Origin of the sequence: Pseudonocardia halophobica, assembly GCF_050948485.1 — a bacterium.
Lineage (GTDB): Bacteria > Actinomycetota > Actinomycetes > Mycobacteriales > Pseudonocardiaceae > Pseudonocardia > Pseudonocardia halophobica.
Genome location: NZ_CP192046.1, coordinates 1,382,231 through 1,402,457 on the forward strand (window position 1 = coordinate 1,382,231; position 20,227 = coordinate 1,402,457).

Consider the following 20,227-nt stretch of genomic DNA (forward strand, 5'->3'; position numbering starts at 1 on the left):
CGCCCTCGCTCGCCACGACGGCCGCCGCGCGTCCCACCGCGGTTCCGGACGCCCGCCCCCGGGAGCTACCTCCGGGGCGGGCGTCGTGCGTCCGGATCCGCCTCCGCCCCGGCGGCGCGGCGGGTCAGGTGGCCGCGAACAGCTCGGGCTGCCAGCGGCCGACGATCCCCCGCAGCGGCACGTCCGCCTCGAGCTGGCACAGCACCCCGAGCGTGCCGAGGGTGACCCGGTGCACCAGCAGGTACTGCGGCGGCAGGTTCAGCGCACGCCCGGTGTCGAACTCGGGCCGCCGCAGGTCGCCGACACGCTCGGCCTGCCTCTGCAGCCAGGCCCGGGTGAAGTGGAAGCTCTCGGTGTGCAGGGGCTCGGTGAACGGCGCCAGGTAGGCCAGTGCCTCCTCCGCCGTGAGCTCGGTGCCGGGGCGCACGAAGCCCTCGTCCCGCAGCAGCTGCAGCAGGTCGGCGGGCCGGTTCTCCAGGGCGAACTTCGTCATGACGGTCAGCGGCGGGGGCAGTCCCTCGGGGAGTCGCGCGACCGCCCCGAAGTCGACGACGAGCAGACGGCCGTCGTCGAGGACCTGGAAGTTGCCGGGGTGTGGATCGGAGTGCAGGAGGTGCAGCCGGTACGGCGCCGAGTAGTGGAACCCCGCGAGCCGCGCGCCCGCGTGGTCGCGCTCCTCCTGAGTGCCCGCGCGGATCACGTCCGACAGCCGGCGCCCGGTGACCCACTCGCTCACCATCGCCCGCGGCGCCGAAGCGACCACCTTCGGCACCCGGATCTCGGGGTCGCCGTCGTACTCGGCGGCGAAGGCCCGCTGGTTGTCGGCCTCGTCCCGGTAGTCGAGCTCCTCGACCATCCGCTCCTGCAGCTCGGTGATCAGCGGCTTGATCTCCATGCCCGGCGCCAGCGGCTGCAGCAGCCGGCTCATCCGGGACAGCTGCCGCAGGTCGGACCGCAGCGCCTCCTCCGCACCCGGGTACTGGACCTTGACGGCGACCTCACGGCCGTCGCGCCACACGCCGCGGTGCACCTGCCCGATGCTCGCCGCCGCGGCGGGTTCCTCGTCGAAGTCCTGGAACCGCGACCGCCAGTTGCGCCCGAACTGCTCGGCCAGCATCCGGTGCACGTCGGCCGGCGGCATCGGCGGGGCCGCGCTCTGCAGCTTGGTCAACGCCTCGCGGTACGGACCGGCGAGCTCCTCGGGCACCGCGGCCTCGAAGATGCTCAGCGCCTGGCCGAACTTCATGGCGCCGCCCTTGAGCTCACCCAGGACCGCGAAGAGCTGCTCGGCGCTCTTGGCCATCATCTGCGCGGAGATCTGGTCACGGTCGCCACCGGCGAGCCGGCGGCCCCATCCGGCGGCGGCGCGTCCGGCGACCCCGAGCGGCAGGCTGGCCAGCTTGGCCGTGCGGGAGGCGGTGCGGCGGGGGATGTCGCTCACCTCATGATTGTCTCCCGCCGCGCCGCCGGCACGCACGTCGCGCCGACCTCCGCGGCGCACGTGGGGGAGGCATCCGTCACATCTGCCCTCCCGACGGCCGCTGCAGTCGCCCCCACACCCGCCCGACCCGGCGCGATGCGCGGGGCCGGGACCGGTGCCGCCCGCGGGCTCGCGCCGCAGTGGCAGTCGGGGTGCGCCCGCCAGGGTCGCCGGTGCAGGCCGCCGCCGTGCACGTCGAGCTCGAGGGCCGCGCCGAGGGTCGGCGGCGGGCACTCGCCGTCGAGCGCGAGGAGCGCCTGCGCCGCCCCGAGGGCCGCGGTGGCGGCGACGGCCTCCGGCTCCGCCCCACCGCTGCGCCCGGTCAGCTGGGCAGCGACCACCGGCCACGCCGGATCGAGGTCGCCCCGGCCCAGCTCGACGCACCGCAGGCACGGCGAGCGCCCGACCAGGACCAGCGGCCCCACCACCCCGAGCCCCTCGCGGACCAGCACCGGCAGGTGGTCGGTCCCGGTCGCCGCGAGCTCGGTGACGACCTCCGGCTCGGGGACCACCGCGTCGGTGAGCACCACCAGATCGGGGGTGCGTCCGGGCGGCAGGGCACCGGTCGCGGTGCCGGGCCGGACCCGTTCCACCGCCTCGGCGGCCGCGTCGGCACGGGGCCTGCCCACCGACTCCTCCCCGTACCCGCAGCCGACGTCGGTGCTCTCGACGTGCCCCCGAGCCAGCACCTGCACCGCGCCGACGCCGGCCCGCGCGAGCGCCACCGCCACCCCGACGGCCAGCGGCCCGTCGCCCCGCACCTGCACCGCGCTCGCCGCCCGACGCTCGGCCCGCCGCTCGCCCACGGCCGGGTCGACGAGCGCGCCGCGCGCCACGAGCCCGCGCAGCACGGCCTCCGCGAACTCGACCCCGACCCCGCGGGCCGCCGCCTCGGCGACCCAGTCCAGCGCGACCGCCGGGGCACGCAGCCGCTCGAGCAGGGGCAGCAGCGCGGCCGGCAGCCCGTCCACCACGACGTTGCCCCGCGGGGCCAGTCCGACCTGGCGTGCGCGGGCACCGCGGGCGAGCAGGGGCCGGTGCGGGGCCAGGACCAGCCGGCGGGGGACGGAGGCGAGTGCGCGGATCACGGGACCGAGCATGGTCGGCGGGCCGCGGTCCCGCGAACGGTTGTCCACAGGTGCGCCGATCTGTGGACAACCCGGGCGCCCGAGGTCCTCCGCTCCCGCCCGCCCGTCGCGGGGCCTAGGGTGGGGGAATGGCGAGCCCCGCGGTCGTCGAGGTGAGACGGAGTCAACGGCGGCGTCGGATGGTCAGCGCGCGGCGCGAGGGTGACACGGTGATCGTGTTCATCCCGGGCTGGATGAGCGAGGCCGAGGAACGGCGCTGGGTGGACGAGATGGTCAACCGGCTCGAGAAGAGCGAGGCGAAGCGCCGCTCACCCGGCCGGCACGGCGACGAGGCGCTGCTCGACCGCTGCCTCGAGCTGTCGAAGCGGTACCTGGGCGGCCGGGCCACGCCGGCGTCGGTGCGGTGGGTGCCGCCGATGCGCACCCGCTGGGCCTCGTGCACCCCGCAGGACCGCACGATCCGGATCAGCGAGCGGCTGCGCGAGGCGCCGGGCTGGGTGGTCGACTACGTGCTGGTGCACGAGCTGGCGCACCTGCTCGCCCCCGGGCACGACGACTACTTCTGGTCGCTCGTGCACCACTACCCGCGCACCGAGCGCGCCATCGGCTACCTGGAGGGGCTGTCCGCGGCCGCGGGCCTGGGCCTGGTCGGCACGGACGGCGAGGACCTGCCGGACGCCGAGGACGAGGGCGCCACGGACCCGGACGAGGCGGCCGCCAGCATCGGCTGATCGCGGCCGGCGATCTCTCACCGGGCACCGGGCCTGCTCGCCACGTCGACGGTTCGCGTTCCCGGACACCCGCCGACACCCGGCACACCCCGGGGCCTCGCGCCACACCCGCGAGGCGCGCCGCACACACCGTCGACCAGGTGTGCGACGACCGTTGGGGTGTGTGACAGAGGGGGACGCGGCCGGTCGGTGGCCGGGCCGGTCGCCGGACTGACGGACGACATCGGCAACCCCGAGTCGGCTCCGCCACCGCTGACGGGCAGAGTAGCGCCGGGGCGAGCATGATCACCGAACGCGGTACGTCGTTGCCATCAGCGGCCGTTCGGTACCGCAACCGGCGATCATCGTTCTCCCCAGCTCAGGCATGGGCGGCGACGCGAGTCCAGCCGGTCGGCAGCGAGCTGCCCGGGGCGCCGCAGAGATCAGCCCCGGCCACACCGCCCGCCGGCGACCATGATCACCGAACGGGGTACATCCCGGCCATCAGCGGCCGCCAGCTACCGCAAGCGGTGATCATGCTTTTCCGCGCGGCCGTTCACGCGCGCGGCAGCACACCAGCGAGCAGCCCGAGACGGCCGCAGTTCAGCTCGGGGTGCTGCGGCCGGACCTCGGCCCATGAGCGGGGCGCGACAGCGTGGCTCATCGGCCACCCGTCCCGGCCCGCACACCCACCCGAGCGAAGGATCAGGCCTTCGGGCCCGACCCGCCCTCGTCGTCCCCCTTGCCGGACTCGTCCGGGCGGTCGGACGCGTCGGGGGTCTCCGGCTCCTCCGGCTTCTCCTGCTCCGCGGCCTCGGCGGCCTCCGCGGCGAACTGCTTCTCCAGCTCGGCGATCGGGTCGGCCGTGTCGTCTCGGTGCTGCACGAAGCCGGCGGGGTCGTCGAGGCCGTCCGAGTCCGGCAGCAGGTCCGGGTGGGCCCACACCGCGTCGCGCCCCTCGATCCCGCGCTCCTCGCCGAGCAGCTTCCACAGCTCGGCGGCGGCCCGGAGCTTCCGCGGCCGCAGCTCGAGCCCGACGATGCTGGCGAAGGCCTGCTCCGCCGGGCCGCCGGAGGCGCGGCGGCGGCGCAGCGTCTCGCGCAGCGCGCCCGCGCCGGGCAGCCGCTCGCCGACGCCCTCGGCCACGACGGTGTCCACCCAGCCCTCGATCAGGGCGAGCAGCGTCTCGAGCCGAGCCAGGGCCGCCTTCTGCTCCGGCGTGGTCTGCGGCTCGAACATGCCGGACTGCATGGCCTCCTGGATCGACGCCGGGTTCGACGGGTCGATCTGGCGGGCCATGTCCTCGATGCGCGAGGTGTCGACGGTGATGCCGCGGGCGTAGTCCTCGACCGCGCCGAGCAGCCGCTCCCGCAGCCACGGCACGTGCGCGAACAGCCGGTGGTGCGCCGCCTCGCGGGCGGCCAGGTAGATCATGACCTCGCTGGCCGGGCGGTCGAGGCCCTCGGTGAACTTCTCGATCGCCTCGGGCAGCAGGGCCGCCGTGCGCTCGGGCCCGACCGGGAAGCCGACCTCGGTGCCGGTCAGCACCTCGGCCGCAAGCTGGCCGAGGCCGCTGCCGAGCTGGCTGCCGAAGGCGAGCCCGCCCATCTGGCCGATCATCGCGAGCATCGGGCCGGCGGCGCTGCGGATCTCCTCGGGCAGGCCCTCCACCCACGCGCCGGAGACGCGCTGGGCGACGGGGTCGCACAGCCGCTTCCAGGTGGGCATGCTCGCCTTCACCCAGTCCGTCGGCGTCCAGGCCACGGTCTCGCTCGCGCCGGCCGGGAACTCCGTCGCCGGGTCGAGCCAGAGCTCCGCCAGCTTGAGCGCGTCGGCCACGGCGGTGCGCTGCGCGTCCGTGAGCGACGAGGTCTTCTGCGCGAGCTGCTGGGTGGCCATCTGCGCGGCCAGGTCGTAGTTGACCGGGCCGCCACCGCCGCCGCCCGCCTGGCTCGCGCTGGACAGCATCTGCCCGAGCTGGCTCAGCATCTGGCCGAGCTGGCCGACGTCGAAGCCGCCCGGACCGACGCCGGGCATACCGGGCATCCCCGGGATGCCGGGGAACTGACCGCCGCCGGGGAGGCTGCCGAAGCCGAAGGGGTCCTGGGGGCCCTCGTTGCCGCCCTCGCCACCCTCGTCCCGCTTGCGGTCGCGGTCCGGGTCGCGGTCGGAAGGGCCGAAGCCGAACGGGACGTCACTCATACCGACCACGGTACGCGGCCCCCGGGGGCTGCGGCGTAGGTTCGCTCTCCGTGAGACGCCGGACGTCGACGCTGGTCGCCGCGGTGCTCCTGGTGATGGTGGTGGTGGGCGTCGGGACCGTCGTCCGCGTGCCCTTCGTCGCCCTGGGGCCCGGGCCGACCTACGACACGCTGGGCGCCGTGGACGGGACGCAGGTCGTCGCCGTCGACGGGGCGCCGACCTTCCCCACCTCGGGGCACCTCAACATGACCACGGTCTCGGTCAACGACGGCGTGACCGGCCTGCAGGCCCTCGGGTTCTGGCTGGCACCGGACCGGCGGCTGGTGCCGCGGGACACGGTGTTCCCGCCCGGGCGGTCGACCCAGGAGGTCGACCGGGAGAACGCGGAGCAGTTCACGGCGTCGGAGACGAACGCCGAGCTCGCCGCGCTGTCCGAGCTGAAGCTGCCGACCCGGGCCACGGTGGCCGACGTCGTGCCCGGCTCGCCTGCCGAGGGCGTGCTGCAGCAGGGCGACACGATCGTCGCTGTGCGCGGGACCCCGGTCGCGACCCCGCAGGCCGTGGCCGACGCGCTGAACGGCACCCGGCCGGGCGAGCCCGTCGTCGTCACCTACCGGCGCGGCGACGCCCAGCAGGACGCCACGATCACGCTCGGCTCCAGCCCGGACCGCGACCAGGGGATGCTCGGCGTGCGGCCGGGCGTCCAGCCCGTCTCCGGGGCCATCACCATCAGCCTCGGCGACATCGGCGGCCCGTCGGCCGGGCTGATGTTCGCGCTCGCGGTCGTCGACAAGCTGACGCCGGGGGAGCTCAACGGCGGGCAGTTCGTCGCGGGCACCGGCACCATCACCGCGGACGGGACGGTCGGGCCGATCGGCGGCATCCCGTTCAAGATGCGGGCGGCGCGGGACGCGGGCGCGGTCACCTTCCTCGTGCCGAGCGACAACTGCGCCGAGGCCGTGCAGAACGCGCCCGACGGGCTGCGCCTGGTCCGGGTGACCACGCTCGCCTCCGCGGTCGACGCGCTGGAGACGCTCGACGTCGGCGGGCAGGCCCCGCTGTGCACTCCTTGAGAGTGGCTGAGCTGGGCGGATCCGCACTGTCGGGCGGACGCGGTACGGTCGCCCGCGAGCGGACACGGAACGGACGAACCGTACGAACGGTGCGGGCACACGGGACACACGGGAACTCCACACCCCGTCCGTAGAGTTGACGCACCAGAACCGACCCTCGAGGAGTTGCCGTGGCCATGCGGCCCCCGGCGGGAGCACCGTCGTTGTCCCGCCGTACGCGGATACTGCTGATCGCGGCCGCGGTCCTGGTGGTGGTGCTGCTGGGTGGATCCCGGCTGGTCGACTTCTACGTCGACTGGCTCTGGTACGGCGAGACCGGCTACCGCGGTGTGCTCGGCACCGTGATCGGCACCCGGATCGTCCAGTTCGTGATCGGCGGGCTGCTGCTCGGCGGCGCGGTCTGGCTCACGCTCTGGCTCGCCTACCGGTTCCGCCCGGTCTTCGTGCCGGTCAACGGGCCGGAGGACCCGATCGCCCGGTACCGCACCGTGATCATCGGCCGGCTGCGGCTGTTCGGGATCGGCATCCCGGTGATCGTCGGCATCATCGCCGGCCTGGCCGCGCAGGGCGACTGGCAGACCACGCAGATGTTCCTGAACGGCACGCCGTTCGGGCAGACCGATCCCGAGTTCGGCAACGACATCGGCTTCTACGCCTTCACGCTGCCGTTCATCCGGATGCTGCTGAACTGGCTGTTCGTCACGGTCGCGATCTGCTTCGTGGTCGCACTGATCGCGCACTACGTCTTCGGCGGGATCCGGCTGGCCGGCCGCTCGGGCCAGGTCTCGGCGGCCGCGCGGGCGCAGCTGGCGATCCTCGCCGGGGTGTTCGTGCTGCTCAAGGCGGTGGCGTACTACCTCGACCGGTACGAGCTGCTCTACTCCGACCGCAACCAGAACTTCTTCGGCGCCACGTACACGGACCTCAACGCCGTGATGCCGGCCAAGATCATCCTGCTGGTCATCTCGATCATCTGCGCCGCGGCGTTCTTCGCGGCGGTGTTCCGGCGGAACCTGCAGCTCCCGGCAATCGCGGTGGTGCTCCTGGTGCTGTCGAGCGTGCTGGTCGGCGCCGCATGGCCCGCCGTGCTGCAGCAGTTCGTCGTCGCGCCCAACGCGAACGAGCGCGAGGCGCCGTCGATCGAGCGCAACATCGCCGCCACCCGGCAGGCCTTCGGGCTCACGGACGACAAGGTCACGATTGAGCCCTACTCGGGCACGTCGTCCGCCACGTCGGCGCAGGTCCGGGCGGACACGGACACGATCCCGAACATCCGCCTGCTCGACCCGGGCAAGCTCACCAAGACCTTCACCCAGCTCCAGCAGCGGCGGAACTTCTACGGCTTCCCCGAGAAGCTGGACATCGACCGCTACACGGTCAACGGGCAGAAGCAGGACTACGTGGTCGCCGCCCGTGAGCTCGACTCGAGCGCGCTCGTCGGCAACCAGCAGGACTGGATCAACCGGCACCTCGTCTACACGCACGGCAACGGCTTCGTCGCCGCGCCGGCGAACCAGGTCAACGCCGCGCTGGAGGACACCGGCGGCCAGGGCGGCCTGCCGAAGTTCACCGTCAGCGACACCACGACCGAGGGGCAGATCCCGGTCGCCGAGCCGCGGATCTACTACGGCGAGCTGATCACGGACTACTCGATCGTCGGCGCCGAGGAGGGTGCCGCGCCGCGCGAGTACGACACCGACAGCGCCCAGTACACGTACACGGGCAAGGGTGGCGTCTCGCTCGGCAACCTGTTCAACCGGCTGGTCTTCTCGCTCTACTACGGCGAGCGGAACATCCTGTTCAACAGCTCGATCAACGACAACTCGAGGATCATGTACGACCGGGACCCGCGGGACCGCGTCGAGAAGGTCGCCCCGTGGCTGACCGTCGACAACGACCCGTACCCGGCGGTCGTCGGCGGGCGCATCCAGTGGATCGTCGACGGCTACACCACGCTGCGGAACTACCCGTACGCGGAGCAGGTGCCGCTGGGCGACACCACGCAGGACAGCCAGCTCGGCCTCCAGGGGCAGCGGCTGCCGAACGACACCATCAGTTACCTGCGCAACTCCGTGAAGGCGACCGTCGACGCCTACGACGGCACCGTGACCCTCTACGCCTTCGACGACAAGGACCCGGTCCTGCAGACCTGGATGAAGACGTTCCCGGGCACGGTCAAGCCCGCGTCGGACATCAGCGACCAGCTGCGCGAGCACTTCCGGTACCCGGAGGACCAGTTCAAGGTCCAGCGCGAGCTGCTGACCCGCTACCACGTCGACAACCCGGGCGAGTTCTTCTCCACGGTCTCGTTCTGGGACGTCCCGTCGGACCCGACGGTCCAGGGCAACACCGGCGCGTCGCAGGACGCGCAGCCGCCGTACTACATGCTCACGGGCCTGCCGGGGCAGAGCGGCTCGAGCTTCCAGCTCACCAGCGCCCTCGTGAGCCTGCGGCGCCAGTTCATGGCCTCGTACATGTCGGCGAGCTCGGAACCGGACACCTACGGCAAGATCACCGTGCTGCAGTTGCCGGCGGACACGCAGACACTCGGCCCGCAGCAGGTCCAGGCGCAGTTCCTCGGCTCGCCGAACGTGTCGTCGGAGCTGAACCTGCTGAGACAGAACCAGACCACGATCGACTACGGGAACCTGCTGACGCTGCCGGTGGCGGGTGGGCTGCTGTACGTCGAACCCGTGTACATCGAGCGGGCGGGGCAGGACTCGTCCTATCCGCAGCTCGCCCGCGTGCTGGTGAGCTTCGGCGGGCGCGTCGGCTACGACGCGAACCTGGCGACGGCGCTGGACCAGGTGTTCGGGGCGGGCGCCGGTGCCGGGGCCGCGGCCACGACACCGACCCAGGGCTCCACGCCACAGGCACCGTCGGCGGGGTCGCCGACACCGAACACCGGGGCGAGTCCCGAGCTGGCCTCCGCGGCGGGCGAGATCTCCGCGGCCCTGGCCCAGCTCAAGGCCGCACAGCAGTCGGGTGACTTCACGGCCCAGGGTGAGGCGCTCTCGGCCCTCGACGCGGCCGTGAAGAAGTTCCAGGCCGCCCAGAGCGCCGCCCCGGCGCCCTCGGCCACCCCGGCCCCGTCGCCGGGCGGCTGAGGCCGGCACAGCGCCGCAGACGGGCGGTCCCGGTCACCGGGGCCGCCCGTCGGCGTTCTCGGAGCCGGCCGAAGGATGTGAGCAGGCTTACCGGATCCGGTCCGCGGCCCGCTGACCGGCGAGAACGCCCCAGCGCCTAAGAGAACGCGACATCGTCGCAGGTCAGGGGGCCGGAGGTCGAAACCGACCCCCCGTGCACATGCCGTACGCGAGCGTGTAATGTTCTGGGCACAACAGCAACACAGCAGTGCGAAGCCCGGAAGGGCAGACCACAGCGACGCGGGGTGGAGCAGCTCGGTAGCTCGCTGGGCTCATAACCCAGAGGTCGCAGGTTCGAATCCTGCCCCCGCTACCACCACGGAAGGCCCTCGGGACATCGTCCCGGGGGCCTTCCGCTTGTGCGCATCGGGGTCAGCGAACGGCCGGGCGCGGCGGTACCGGCTCCCGCCCCCGGCGCAGGCGCCACCAGAGCGAGGGCCGCGGGCGGTCGAGGGGCGGAACGAGGCGGACCTCGGCCCAGTCGTGGTCGGAGAAGTAGGCGGCGCGGCGCCGCCGCCACTCGTCGGCGAGCTCGCGCAGGTCGTCGAGCGGGAGGCCGGGTTCCCGGAGCCGGCGAACGGTGGCGGAGAACCAGCGCACCAGCTCGTGGCAGAGCGGCTCCGGCACCTCGGCGTAGGTGCACTCGAGCTGGAGCACGGAGGCGTCGCACGCGATGCGGTACGCCAGCTCGGCCTGGTCGGCCTCGGGGTGCCGGGGCCGCTCGGCGGCGGTCCTCATGACGGACCCGCCCGGTGCGGGCGCGGGACCAGCGCCTCCACCCGTGGCCGGGCGCCGGAGTTGGCGGCCCGCACGAGGTCCTCGACGATCTCGTGGTCCGGCGAGAGGTGGCAGACCGGGTCGGTGCGGGCGGCGTCGCCGGTGAGCTGGAACGCCTGGCAGCGGCACCCGCCGAAGTCGATCTCGCGGCGGTCGCAGCTCCGGCAGGGCTCCGGCATCCAGTCGGTCCCGCGGAACCGCCGGAACACGGGTGAGTCCGTCCAGATCCGCTCCAGGGAGTCCTCGCGGACGTTCGCGCGGGGGAGCGGCAGCGTCTGCGCCGCGGGGCAGGGCAGGGCGTCGCCGTTCGGGGCGACCGTGAGCTGCCGCGCGCCCCAGCCGCCCATGCAGGGCTTGGGATAGCGCTCGTAGTAGTCCGGGAGCACGTAGACGACGTCCATCCGGCCCGCCAGCCGGGTGGCCGCGTCGCGCACGACCTCCTCCGCCCGGTCGAGCTGCTCGGCGGTGGGCAGCAGCGCGGCGCGGTTGCGCAGTGCCCAGCCGTAGTACTGGGTGTTGGCCAGCTCCACGCGGTCGGCGTGCAGCTCCTCGGCCAGCCCGACGATGTCGGCGAGACCGTCGATGTTCTGCCGGTGCAGCACGACGTTGACCGTGAGCGGCCAGCCCAGCTCCTTCACGATCCGCGCCGCGGCGATCTTGCGCGCGAACGACGGCGTCCCGGCGATCCGGTCCGACGCGCCGGGCTCGTCGGCCTGGATGCTGATCTGCACGTGGTCGAGGCCCGCCTCGCGCAGCTCCTCCGCGCGGCGTCGGGAGAACCCGACGGCGCTGGTCACCAGGTTCGTGTACATCCCGAGCCCGGTGGCGTGCCGGACGAGGTCCACGAGGTCCCGGCGCAGCAACGGCTCGCCGCCGGAGAGGTGGCACTGCAGCACACCCAGGTCCCGGGCCTCGTCGAACACCCGGAGCCACTCCGCGGTGCCCAGCTCGTCCCGGTACCCGGCGAGGTCGAGCGGGTTGGAGCAGTACGGGCAGGCCAGCGGGCAGCGGTAGGTCAGCTCGGCCAGCAGCCCGAAGGGCCTATCCATCGTCGTCCTCCGGGTCGATCGCCACACCACGCCGGGCGGCCCCATCGGTCCCCTCCACCTCGATCACCACGCAGCGCCGCTCGACGAGGCCGGCGAGGAAGCGCTCCACGTCGGCCGCGGCGACATGGGCGTAGCGGCCCCGCAGCTCCTCGACGATCCCGGAGACCGTCCGCTCGCCGTCGCACAGGCCGAGGATCGCGGCCCCCGTGTCGTTGAGGACGACCACGGCCTCCGGGCGCAGCAGGACGTGCCGCTCCCGTGCCCGGTCGAAGGTCAGCCGGACGTGCCGGGCGAGCCGCGGCCGCCCGGACGGGGACACCGCGCCGGTCACCATGGCGTCGGGCGAGCTCATCGGCGCACTCACTCCGGGTAGGCCCGGTCGACGGCGTCCATCAGGCTCCAGAGCACGTCGCACTTGAACGACAGCGCGTCGACCGCGCGCTCCTGCTCCTCGGGGGTGCGGCAGTGCGTGGTCACCACCTGCAGGGCGTGCTCGGAGTCCCGGGGCGCCTGGTGCAGCCGGTTCCGGAAGTAGGTCAGGCCGTCCCGCTCGATCCACGGGTAGTACCGCTCGAACGCCGCGAGCCGCTCGGCCATCAGGTCCGGCGCGAAGAGCTCGGTGAGGGACGACGCCACCGCCTCCACCCACGGCCGGGTGCGGGCGAAGGTCACGTAGGCGTCGACGGCGAACCGGACCCCGGGGGCCAGGTGCCGGTGGTCGAGGACCTCCTCGCGGGTCAGTCCCGCGGCCTCGGCCAGGCGCAGCCAGGCCTCGATGCCGCCCTCGGTGCCGGCCGTGCCGTCGTGGTCGACGATGCGCCGGATCCACCGCCGGCGGACCTCGAGATCCGGGCAGTTGGCGAGGATCGCGGCGTCCTTGCGGGGGATGTTCTCCTGGTAGTAGAAGCGGTTCGCCACCCAGCCCCGGATCTGCGCGGGGCTCAGCAGGCCGGCGTTCATCCGCACGTGGAAGGGGTGCTGGTCGTGGTAGCGCCGCGACCGCGCCCGCAGCGCGTCCACGAAGCCTGCGGTCGTCCCGGTCCTGTCGGTCGTGGCCGTCATGGCACCCCCTAGACCTCCACCTCGAGGCCGTCCGTGGCGATCTCCGCCCCGTGCCGCTCGACGGCCCGGCGTTCCGGGGAGTCGTCCAGCAGAACGGGGTTGGTGTTGTTCAGGTGGACGTAGATCGTCCGTGCGACGGGCAGTTCCGCGACCTGCGCGAGGCTGCCGCCGGGACCGTCCATCGGGACGTGCCCCATGTCGCGCGCGGTCTTCGACGCGAGGCCCAGCCGGACCATCTCGTCGTCGCTCCAGCACGTGCCGTCGAGCAGCAGGCAGGCACAGTCCTGCAGCTGCGCGAGCACGCCGGCGCCGAGCTCCTGCACCCCGGGCAGGTACACCGCGGCCCGGCCGGTGCGGGTGTCGGTCAGCCGGTACCCGACGACGCGTCCCTCGGCCCGCCCGGGACCGAAACGCGCCGCCTTCCTCGTGGGGACGTCGAAGGCGCGGTAGGAGAGCCCCTCGCCGAGGGCGACGTCGGCGCCCGGGACGACCGGGTGCCAGTCGACCGCGCAGTAGCGTTCGAGGGTCCTGAGCAGCGCGGACCCCTCGCACAACGTCTGGCGCACCGCAGCCGTGGCGTGCAGCTCCAGCGCGCGCGCCTCGCGCAGGAGCAGGAGACCGAGCGTGTGGTCGAGCTCGGCGTCCGTGAGCAGCACGGCCCGCAGCGGCGTCGCCCGGCCCGCGTCCGGGTGCAGGGCGGGGAACGCCTCGATCTGCGCCCGGACGTCGGGCGAGGCGTTCAGCAGGTACCAGGATCGCCGGTCCGCGCTCACGGCGACCGACGACTGCGAGCGGGGCACACACGGCCGCGAGCCGTCGCGCACCGCCCGGCACCCCGGGCAGCCGCAGTTCCACTGCGGGAAACCCCCGCCGGCGGCGGACCCGAGCACCTGCAGCCACATCCGGCACCTCCACGAACCGGAGAGGTGCGCCGGGCCGACCCGGCGCACCTCTCGATCCCGTCAGTCCTCCCTCCGGGCGACGTACATCGTCACCTCGGGGGCGACGCCGATCTCGTCGAACTCCGGTGGCTCCCACTCGGTGAGCTGGGACTCCATGGATTCACCTCCCCTCTGCGCCCGATGTGCGGCACAGGAACGGCACGTGACCTACCGGCTCGGGGCCCCCTCCGGCAGGGCGAAGGCGATCAGCGCGCTGCCGTGACCGGCGCCGAGCATGCCGGGCAGGAACCCCTCGGCCCAGCCGCCCCAGCCGACCGGCACGACGACGTACTGCCGGCCGTCGACCGAGTAGGTGGTCGGGCTGCTGTGGTGGCCGCTGCCGCACTGGAACTGCCAGAGCAGCTCACCGGTGCGGGCGTCGAGCGCGTTGAACTCGCCCGAGGGCGTGCCGGCGAACACCAGACCACCGGCGGTGACCAGCACCGACGCGCACATCGGCAGGTTGTTGCGCCAGCGCCACTTCTCCTCGCCGTTGACGTCGAACGCGCTGACGTAGCCCGTCATGTCCTCGATGTCGACCTGAACGCCCGCGCCCCAGTAGGGGATGCTCTCCTTGAACTCGCGGCGCCGTCGGGTCGCCGTGGCGCCGACGTCCTGGATCGGGACGTAGAACAGCTCGGTCTCCGGGCTGTAGGCCGCGTGCGTCCACTCCTTCGCGCCCGCCGGACCGGGGTAGAAGTGGACCGGGTCACCCTCCTTGTCGGGGTACCGCGCGGGGGTCACCTTGCCGTCGCGGGTGATGTTGCCCCAGTCGATCCGGTCGACGAACGGCGTGATCTGGACCAGCTGGCCGTTCGTCCGGTCGACGACGAAGAAGTAGCCGTTCTTGTCGAAGTGTCCGAGCAGCTTGCGCCCCTCCGACTCGAACAGGATGCACTCGGAGATGCTGTCGTAGTCCCAGACGTCGTGCGGGGTGCACTGGTAGTGCCAGCGGATCTGCCCGCTGTCCGCGTCGACGGCGACGATGCTGTCGGTGAAGAGGTTGTCGCCCTCCCGGACCTCGCCGTCGAAGTCCGGTGCCGGGTTGCCCGTGCCGATGTACAGCAGGTTCGTCTCGGGGTCGAAGGTGCCGGTCAGCCAGCAGTTCGCCCCGCCCCGGGCCCAGGCCTGGCCGTCGGCCGGCCAGGTCTCGGAACCGGGCTCACCCGGCTTCGGGACCATGTAGCAGCGCCACAGGTGCTCGCCGCTGTCGAGGTCGAAGGCGTCCAGGTGGCCGCGCACGCCGAACTCGCCGCCCGAGCTGCCGACGACGACCATGTTCTTCACGATCAGCGGAGCGACCGTCGCGCTCTCGCCGGCCCGGACGTCGCCGTAGGTCTTGTCCCAGACCTTCTTGCCGGTGACCGCGTCGAGCGCGATCAGGTGCGCGTTCGGGGTGACCGAGAAGACCTTCCCCTTGGCCACGGCGACCCCGCGGTTGACGTTCCCGCAGCACAGCGAGATGTCGAACGGGGTGGCGTGCTTGTACCGCCAGATCTCCGTCCCCGTCTTCGCGTCGAGGGCCCACACCCAGCCGTCCCAGCCGGAGACGAACATGATCCCGTCGACGATGATCGGGCTGGCCTCGAAGGCGTATGTCGACGCACCAGCGATCATGCCGCTCGTCCCGGACTGGAAGATCCAGGCGGGACCGATGCCCTTGACGTTCTCGGTGTTGATCTGGTCCAGCGGGCTGAAGCGCTGGCCGTTGTAGGCGCCGTAGTAGGTGAGCCAGTTCTGGGGCTCCGAACGGGCGTCGAGGATGCGCTCGTAGGTCACGTTCTCGACGACCGGCGGTGCGTCGCCGTGCTTGCCGCTCAGATCGCCCTGGTCGATGGCCTCGCCGGCGTCGACGTACTCGACGGTCATGGTCTGCTCCTTCCTACGGCCGCGGCTGTTCGGGTCGGTCGAGGCGGGCCTCGGGCGGGACGTCGCCGAGGACGACGATGGCGCCGGTCAGCCCACGGCCCTCGTCGTTACCGGTGGGCGAGCTGAACCAGTAGTAGCCGGGGCCGTCGAGATTGAGCTTGGCCCGACCGCGGGAATGGTTCACCAACCAGATGAACTTCCGGTCGCCGTTGCTGGGGAACAGCGCACAGTGCGTGTTCAGGTCGTCGTTGAAGATCTCGATCTCCAGATCGCCGCCGTGCGGCATGACGATCACGGCGGGGTCCCATGCGATCTCGTCCGGGTTGATCCGGAGCCGGATGTACATGGTGCCGTCTTCCCGCTCCTTGGCCTGTTCGACGTTGCCGGTCGTGATGACGCGACCGATGGGGCCCTTGTTCTGGTGGTCCAGTCCCAGCTTGTGCATCAGTTCCGCCCGATCCTGGGCGCTACTGGTCGTCATCGGCTCCGCCTCCTGGTCCGCGCCTGTCGCGTGTCGTCCGCCTCGCGCGTCCGGCCGCCCGCCGGTCCCGGTCCGGGTGTCGCGCCCCGGTCGTGCGGTGCGCGACGACGAACCGGGATCACGGGCATCGGTCGCTGTCGGTCGTCTCGAATGCCGTCCGGAAATGTGTACGACGATCGACGGGAACGGCGTTCGCCGTACGCGGCCGGACCCCGCCCCGAATTCGTTCGCCGGAGGGGCAAAACGTTACGCGCGTCACAGGAGCAGCGGCAAGGTCACGTACTGGTTCGCGGTGCCGGGAGCCGTTCGTTCGGTCCGAGCTACCGTTCCCCCGCGATCCGGTGCCGCCGGAAGATCGCCGGTCGGCCTCAGATCCCGAGCGCGCGCCGCACCCCGGGGGCGTTGCGTCGCGACACGGGCACCCGGTCGCCCGCCCGGCTGTCGAGGACGAGCGACAGCTCTCCCTTGTCCCCGCGCTCGACCTCCCGGACACGGTCGAGGTTCACCACGTACCGGCGGTGCACCCGCAGGAACCCGGCGTCGGTCAGGTCGTCGTCGAGCCGGTCGAGGCCGGCGGAGGCGGCGCGCAGGCGCCCCTCGTCGGTCGAGAGCCACACGTCGTTGCCGTCGGCCTCGGCGAGGTGGACCTCCGACGGCCGCAACAGCACCAGGCGGTTCTCCCGGAGGGCGACGATCCGCCGCCGCGCCCCCTGGGGCCCCCGCGGCCGGGTCGGCGGCTCGAGCTCGCCGACCAGGTCCCCGTCGACCACCCCGAAGGAGAGCAGGCTCCCCACCATCCGCCCGGAGACGAAGACCGGGCGGACGCCGACCGGCGTCGGCTCGTCCGCGAGATGGGTGAAGACCTGGGTCGCCCCCACCCAGTCCGGGTTGTGCGCCGCCTGCCGGTCGGCGTAGCGCGCGATGCCGATCAGGTCCGGCAGCCCCGGGTTCCAGCGCACGGTGGGGTCGATCGCGGGGGTGGCGGCCGGCACGCCCATGAGCACGCTCGCCGATTCGTCGGCGATCACCACCTTGCCGGCCGTGTCCATCGCGGCGAGTGCGATCCCGGGACGGGCCCGGGCCTGCGTGAAGGCCGCGACCAGCGCCGTCCCGCTGTCCCGGGCCCGGCTGCGCAGCGTGCGCCGGGTCGTGGCGACCGCGTGGGAGAGCCACGCGCCCGTCGCGTCGGGGAGGGCGGTGCGCCAGCAGGAGATGTTGAGGACCGCGATCGGGGCCCGGGTCACGACGTCGCGCACCGCGATGCCGGCGCACACCCAGTTGTGGAAGGCCTGGCACCAGTGCTCGGCGCCGCGGACCAGGACCGGGCCGTGGCCCTCCAGCGCCGTGCCCATGCCGTTCGTGCCCGCCGCACACTCCGACCAGCAGTACCAGGGCGCCAGGTTGGAGTCCGACGCCCGGCCCAACGTCGGTTTGTTACCCCACGCGGCGAGGATGCGCCCGGTGGCGTCGGCGACGGTGACGATGCCGCTGAGGTTGTCGACGTCCTGGGCCACGGAGGCCGCCAGGCCGCCCAGCTCGGTGAACACGACGTCGTGCTCGAGGGTGTGGTCGATCTGCTCGACGGCGACCGGTGCGGCGCGCAGGAGCGGGTCGACGCGGTACTGCTCCCGGCAACGGTGCCAGGAGACGACGACCTCGGGGCGGACCCCGGGGACGCTGTCCTCGCCGTCGACGAACCGCTCCCACGCCGCGAGCACGGTGTCCCGGTAGGGGGTCGCCGCCGTGGGGCCGAGCCGGTGTACGTCGTTCATGTGGAGACCACTCGTCGTTGAGCGCAGCCAGGGAGGTCCCACTGTAGGCATCGGCGCGCCCGTGCGTCAGCCGACGAAAGGGCCCCCGGGACGAAGTCCAGGGGGCCCTTTCGGGTCAACGGCCGGGGCGGGCGCCCCGACGGGTCGGGGATCAGACCAGGTCGTACCGGTCCGCGTTCGCGACCTTCACCCACGCCGCGACGAAGTCCTTCACGAACTTCTCCGTCGCGTCGTCGCTCGCGTACACCTCGGCGAGGGCCCGCAGCTCGGAGTTCGAGCCGAAGACCAGGTCGACGCGGGTGCCGGTCCACCTGACCTCGCCGGTGGCGCGGTCGTGGGCCTCGAACAGGTCGTCGTCGCCGGCGACCGACTTCCACTCGATGTCCATGTCGAGCAGGTTCGTGAAGAAGTCGTTGGTCAGCGTGCCCGGCCGGTCGGTGAACACGCCGGCCTTCGAGCCGCCGGTGTTCGCGCCCAGCACCCGCAGGCCGCCGACCAGCACGGTCAGCTCCGGCGCGCTCAGCCCGAGCAGGTTCGCCCGGTCGACGAGCAGGTACTCGCCGGGCAGGCGGTGGCCCTTGCCGCGGTAGTTGCGGAAGCCGTCCGCGGTGGGCTCGAGGTACGCGAAGGAGCCGACGTCCGTCTGCTCCTGGGTCGCGTCGGTCCGGCCCGGGGTGAACGGCACCGCGACCGGGGTGCCGGCGTCCTTCGCGGCCTTCTCGATCGCGGCCGCACCGGCCAGCACGACCAGGTCGGCGAAGGAGACCTCCGTGCCGGACGACGCCCGGACGCCCTCCAGCGCCCGGATGACCTGGGCGAGCTCGTCCGGGTCGTTGACCTCCCAGCCGCGCTGCGGCTCGAGGCGGATGCGCCCGCCGTTCGCTCCGCCGCGCTTGTCGCTGCTGCGGAACGACGAGGCCGCGGCCCAGGAGGCCGAGACCAGCTGGGAGACGGAGAGCCCCGTCCCGAGGATCTTCTCCTTGAGGGCGGTGACGTCCTCGTCGGAGAGGGTGTAGTCGCCTCGGGCCGGGACCGGGTCCTGCCAGAGCAGCTCCTCCTGCGGCACCAGGGGGCCGAGGTAGCGCTGGATCGGGCCCATGTCGCGGTGGGTGAGCTTGTACCAGGCGCGGGCGAACGCGTCGGCGAACTCGTCCGGGTTCTCGTGGAAGCGCCGCGAGATCGGCTCGTAGATCGGGTCGAACCGCAGGGCCAGGTCCGTGGTCAGCATCGTGACCGGCCGGTTGAGCTCACCGGTCTCCGGGTCGGGGATCTTGTCGTCCCCGGAGCCGTCCTTCGCCACCCACTGCCAGGCGCCGGCGGGGCTCTTGGTCAGCTCGTACTCGTAGCCGAAGAGGTTGTCGAAGAAGCCGTTGCTCCACTGCGTGGGCGTGGAGGTCCAGGTGACCTCGAGGCCCGAGGTGATGGTGTCGCGGCCCTTGCCCGTGCCGAAGCCCTGCTTCCAGCCGAGGCCCTGCTGCTCGATCGGGGCGCCCTCGGGCTCGGGGCCGACGTTGTCGTCGACGTCCGGGTTCGCCGCGCCGTGGGTCTTGCCGAAGGTGTGCCCGCCGGCGATGAGGGCGACGGTCTCCTCGTCGTTCATCGCCATCCGGCCGAAGGTCTCGCGGATGTCGCGGGCCGCGGCGACCGGGTCCGGGTTGGCGTTGGGGCCCTCCGGGTTGACGTAGATCAGACCCATCTGGACCGCGCCGAGCGGCTTCTCCAGCTCGCGGTCACCGGTGTAGCGCTCGTCGCCGAGCCAGGTGCGTTCCGGGCCCCAGTAGACGTCCTCGTCCGGCTCCCAGACGTCCGCGCGGCCGCCGGCGAAGCCGAAGGTCCTCAGGCCCATGGTCTCCAGGGCGCGGTTGCCGGTGAAGATCATGAGGTCGGCCCAGGAGACCTTCCTGCCCCACTTCTTCTTGACCGGCCACAGCAGGCGCCGGGCCTTGTCCAGGTTGCCGTTGTCCGGCCAGCTGTTGAGCGGCGCGAAGCGCTGCATGCCCGCGCCCGCCCCGCCGCGGCCGTCGTCCACGCGGTAGGTGCCCGCGCTGTGCCACGCCATACGGATCATGAACGGGCCGTAGTTCCCGAAGTCCGCCGGCCACCAGTCCTTGGAGTCGGTGAGGACCGCGTCGACGTCGCGGGCGAGCTCGTCCAGGTCGACGGTCAGGAACTCCGCGGCGTAGTCGAAGTCCGGGTCCATCGGGTTCGCGACGGCCGGGTGCTTGCGGAGGATCTTCAGGTTCAGCTGGTCGGGCCACCAGTCGGTGTTGCTCGCACCCTCGGTCGGGTGCCCGAGACGGCCGGCGTGCACGGGGCAGCCGCCCGCCCCTTCCGTCTGCATCTGCTTCTCGACCGTGGTGTGGTCCTCGGACGACGACACTGCGATCCTCCTGCGTTCGGCTCGGTGGTGGGCGGGTGATCGGCGGACCGCGTGGTGGTGGTCCGCCGACCCGTGGACACGCGCGGAGTCTGGCCCACGTTCTGGAATGCCTCAAGAACATGTCGCAGTCTGAGACCACCGACGTGCCCCTGGTTCCGGCGGCGCGCGTCCGGCATGCTGCCGACGTCCCCGACCTG

16 protein-coding genes and 1 tRNA gene are annotated in these 20,227 nt (G+C 72.7%); 4 read left to right on the forward strand and 13 right to left on the reverse strand.

What is annotated here, in order from left to right:
* Positions 1–124 precede the first annotated feature (124 nt).
* Together ACQP04_RS06735 and ACQP04_RS06740 are read right to left on the reverse strand one after the other, a co-directional pair.
* Positions 125–1,441 (reverse strand): ABC1 kinase family protein, encoded by a 1,317-nt coding sequence (locus ACQP04_RS06735; RefSeq protein ID WP_433506188.1) that lies wholly within the window; start codon positions 1,439–1,441, stop codon positions 125–127.
* Positions 1,438–2,568: a ThiF family adenylyltransferase gene (locus ACQP04_RS06740; RefSeq protein WP_433506189.1), complete on the reverse strand. Its 1,131-nt coding sequence runs from the start codon at positions 2,566–2,568 to the stop codon at positions 1,438–1,440. The genes ACQP04_RS06735 and ACQP04_RS06740 overlap by 4 nt, the downstream gene beginning before the upstream one ends.
* Before the next feature lie 128 nt (positions 2,569–2,696).
* Here ACQP04_RS06740 and ACQP04_RS06745 point away from each other — a divergent pair, with 128 nt between their 5' ends.
* Complete coding sequence (locus ACQP04_RS06745) at positions 2,697–3,299, forward strand: M48 metallopeptidase family protein (RefSeq protein WP_433506190.1); 603 nt, start codon at positions 2,697–2,699, stop codon at positions 3,297–3,299.
* Between the two features lie 684 nt (positions 3,300–3,983).
* On the opposite strand, the gene ACQP04_RS06750 is transcribed toward ACQP04_RS06745, so the two are convergent.
* Complete coding sequence (locus tag ACQP04_RS06750) at positions 3,984–5,480, reverse strand: zinc-dependent metalloprotease (RefSeq protein ID WP_433506191.1); 1,497 nt, start codon at positions 5,478–5,480, stop codon at positions 3,984–3,986.
* 50 nt (positions 5,481–5,530) lie between these two features.
* Between ACQP04_RS06750 and ACQP04_RS06755 the strand changes: the two genes are divergently transcribed.
* The 3 genes from ACQP04_RS06755 (at position 5,531) to ACQP04_RS06765 (ending at position 10,015) form a co-directional block, all read left to right on the forward strand.
* A complete protein-coding gene (locus ACQP04_RS06755) occupies positions 5,531–6,553 on the forward strand; it encodes a YlbL family protein (RefSeq protein WP_433506192.1) in 1,023 nt (340 codons plus the stop codon).
* 176 nt (positions 6,554–6,729) lie between these two features.
* Positions 6,730–9,660 (forward strand): UPF0182 family protein, encoded by a 2,931-nt coding sequence (locus ACQP04_RS06760; RefSeq protein ID WP_433508322.1) that lies wholly within the window; start codon positions 6,730–6,732, stop codon positions 9,658–9,660.
* Between the two features lie 278 nt (positions 9,661–9,938).
* Positions 9,939–10,015 (forward strand) — tRNA-Met (locus ACQP04_RS06765).
* 56 nt (positions 10,016–10,071) lie between these two features.
* On the opposite strand, the gene ACQP04_RS06770 is transcribed toward ACQP04_RS06765, so the two are convergent.
* The 10 genes from ACQP04_RS06770 to katG all read right to left on the reverse strand — a co-directional run bounded on the left by ACQP04_RS06770 (position 10,072) and on the right by katG (position 19,991).
* Positions 10,072–10,437 (reverse strand): hypothetical protein, encoded by a 366-nt coding sequence (locus ACQP04_RS06770; RefSeq protein WP_433506193.1) that lies wholly within the window; start codon positions 10,435–10,437, stop codon positions 10,072–10,074.
* Complete coding sequence (gene pqqE, locus ACQP04_RS06775) at positions 10,434–11,525, reverse strand: pyrroloquinoline quinone biosynthesis protein PqqE (RefSeq protein ID WP_433506194.1); 1,092 nt, start codon at positions 11,523–11,525, stop codon at positions 10,434–10,436. Before pqqE ends, ACQP04_RS06770 begins: the two co-directional genes overlap by 4 nt.
* On the reverse strand, positions 11,518–11,877 hold the full coding sequence (gene pqqD / locus ACQP04_RS06780; protein ID WP_433506195.1) for a pyrroloquinoline quinone biosynthesis peptide chaperone PqqD: 360 nt from the start codon (positions 11,875–11,877) through the stop codon (positions 11,518–11,520). Before pqqD ends, pqqE begins: the two co-directional genes overlap by 8 nt.
* Before the next feature lie 8 nt (positions 11,878–11,885).
* Positions 11,886–12,587, reverse strand: coding sequence for a pyrroloquinoline-quinone synthase PqqC (gene pqqC / locus ACQP04_RS06785; RefSeq protein WP_433506196.1), 702 nt, complete (start codon positions 12,585–12,587; stop codon positions 11,886–11,888).
* An 8-nt stretch (positions 12,588–12,595) separates the two neighbouring features.
* Complete coding sequence (gene pqqB, locus ACQP04_RS06790) at positions 12,596–13,489, reverse strand: pyrroloquinoline quinone biosynthesis protein PqqB (protein WP_433506197.1); 894 nt, start codon at positions 13,487–13,489, stop codon at positions 12,596–12,598.
* 60 nt (positions 13,490–13,549) lie between these two features.
* Positions 13,550–13,645 carry a pyrroloquinoline quinone precursor peptide PqqA gene (gene pqqA, locus ACQP04_RS06795; RefSeq protein ID WP_433506198.1) on the reverse strand — a complete coding sequence of 32 codons (96 nt, stop codon included), beginning with the start codon at positions 13,643–13,645 and terminating at the stop codon, positions 13,550–13,552.
* A 51-nt stretch (positions 13,646–13,696) separates the two neighbouring features.
* Positions 13,697–15,397 (reverse strand): PQQ-dependent dehydrogenase, methanol/ethanol family, encoded by a 1,701-nt coding sequence (locus ACQP04_RS06800; RefSeq protein WP_433506199.1) that lies wholly within the window; start codon positions 15,395–15,397, stop codon positions 13,697–13,699.
* A 13-nt stretch (positions 15,398–15,410) separates the two neighbouring features.
* Positions 15,411–15,878, reverse strand: a complete 468-nt coding sequence (locus ACQP04_RS06805) for an MSMEG_3727 family PQQ-associated protein (protein ID WP_433506200.1) — start codon at positions 15,876–15,878, stop codon at positions 15,411–15,413.
* Between the two features lie 368 nt (positions 15,879–16,246).
* Positions 16,247–17,650: a LytTR family transcriptional regulator DNA-binding domain-containing protein gene (locus ACQP04_RS06810; protein ID WP_433506201.1), complete on the reverse strand. Its 1,404-nt coding sequence runs from the start codon at positions 17,648–17,650 to the stop codon at positions 16,247–16,249.
* A 151-nt stretch (positions 17,651–17,801) separates the two neighbouring features.
* Positions 17,802–19,991 carry a catalase/peroxidase HPI gene (katG, locus tag ACQP04_RS06815; protein WP_433508323.1) on the reverse strand — a complete coding sequence of 730 codons (2,190 nt, stop codon included), beginning with the start codon at positions 19,989–19,991 and terminating at the stop codon, positions 17,802–17,804.
* Between the last annotated feature and the right edge of the window lie 236 nt (positions 19,992–20,227).

Bases quoted from the DNA above. Each gene is read 5' to 3' on its own strand.
- ACQP04_RS06800 (WP_433506199.1), bottom strand. From the start codon at position 15,397: ATGACCGTCGAGTACGTCGACGCCGGCGAGGCCATCGACCAGGGCGAT.
- ACQP04_RS06805 (WP_433506200.1), bottom strand. From the start codon at position 15,878: ATGACGACCAGTAGCGCCCAGGATCGGGCGGAACTGATGCACAAGCTG.
- ACQP04_RS06770 (WP_433506193.1), bottom strand. From the start codon at position 10,437: ATGAGGACCGCCGCCGAGCGGCCCCGGCACCCCGAGGCCGACCAGGCC.
- ACQP04_RS06745 (WP_433506190.1), top strand. From the start codon at position 2,697: ATGGCGAGCCCCGCGGTCGTCGAGGTGAGACGGAGTCAACGGCGGCGT.
- ACQP04_RS06810 (WP_433506201.1), bottom strand. From the start codon at position 17,650: ATGAACGACGTACACCGGCTCGGCCCCACGGCGGCGACCCCCTACCGG.
- pqqA (WP_433506198.1), bottom strand. From the start codon at position 13,645: ATGGAGTCCCAGCTCACCGAGTGGGAGCCACCGGAGTTCGACGAGATC.
- pqqC (WP_433506196.1), bottom strand. From the start codon at position 12,587: ATGACGGCCACGACCGACAGGACCGGGACGACCGCAGGCTTCGTGGAC.
- ACQP04_RS06760 (WP_433508322.1), top strand. From the start codon at position 6,730: ATGCGGCCCCCGGCGGGAGCACCGTCGTTGTCCCGCCGTACGCGGATA.
- pqqE (WP_433506194.1), bottom strand. From the start codon at position 11,525: ATGGATAGGCCCTTCGGGCTGCTGGCCGAGCTGACCTACCGCTGCCCG.
- pqqB (WP_433506197.1), bottom strand. From the start codon at position 13,489: ATGTGGCTGCAGGTGCTCGGGTCCGCCGCCGGCGGGGGTTTCCCGCAG.
- pqqD (WP_433506195.1), bottom strand. From the start codon at position 11,877: ATGAGCTCGCCCGACGCCATGGTGACCGGCGCGGTGTCCCCGTCCGGG.
- katG (WP_433508323.1), bottom strand. From the start codon at position 19,991: ATGCAGACGGAAGGGGCGGGCGGCTGCCCCGTGCACGCCGGCCGTCTC.
- ACQP04_RS06750 (WP_433506191.1), bottom strand. From the start codon at position 5,480: ATGAGTGACGTCCCGTTCGGCTTCGGCCCTTCCGACCGCGACCCGGAC.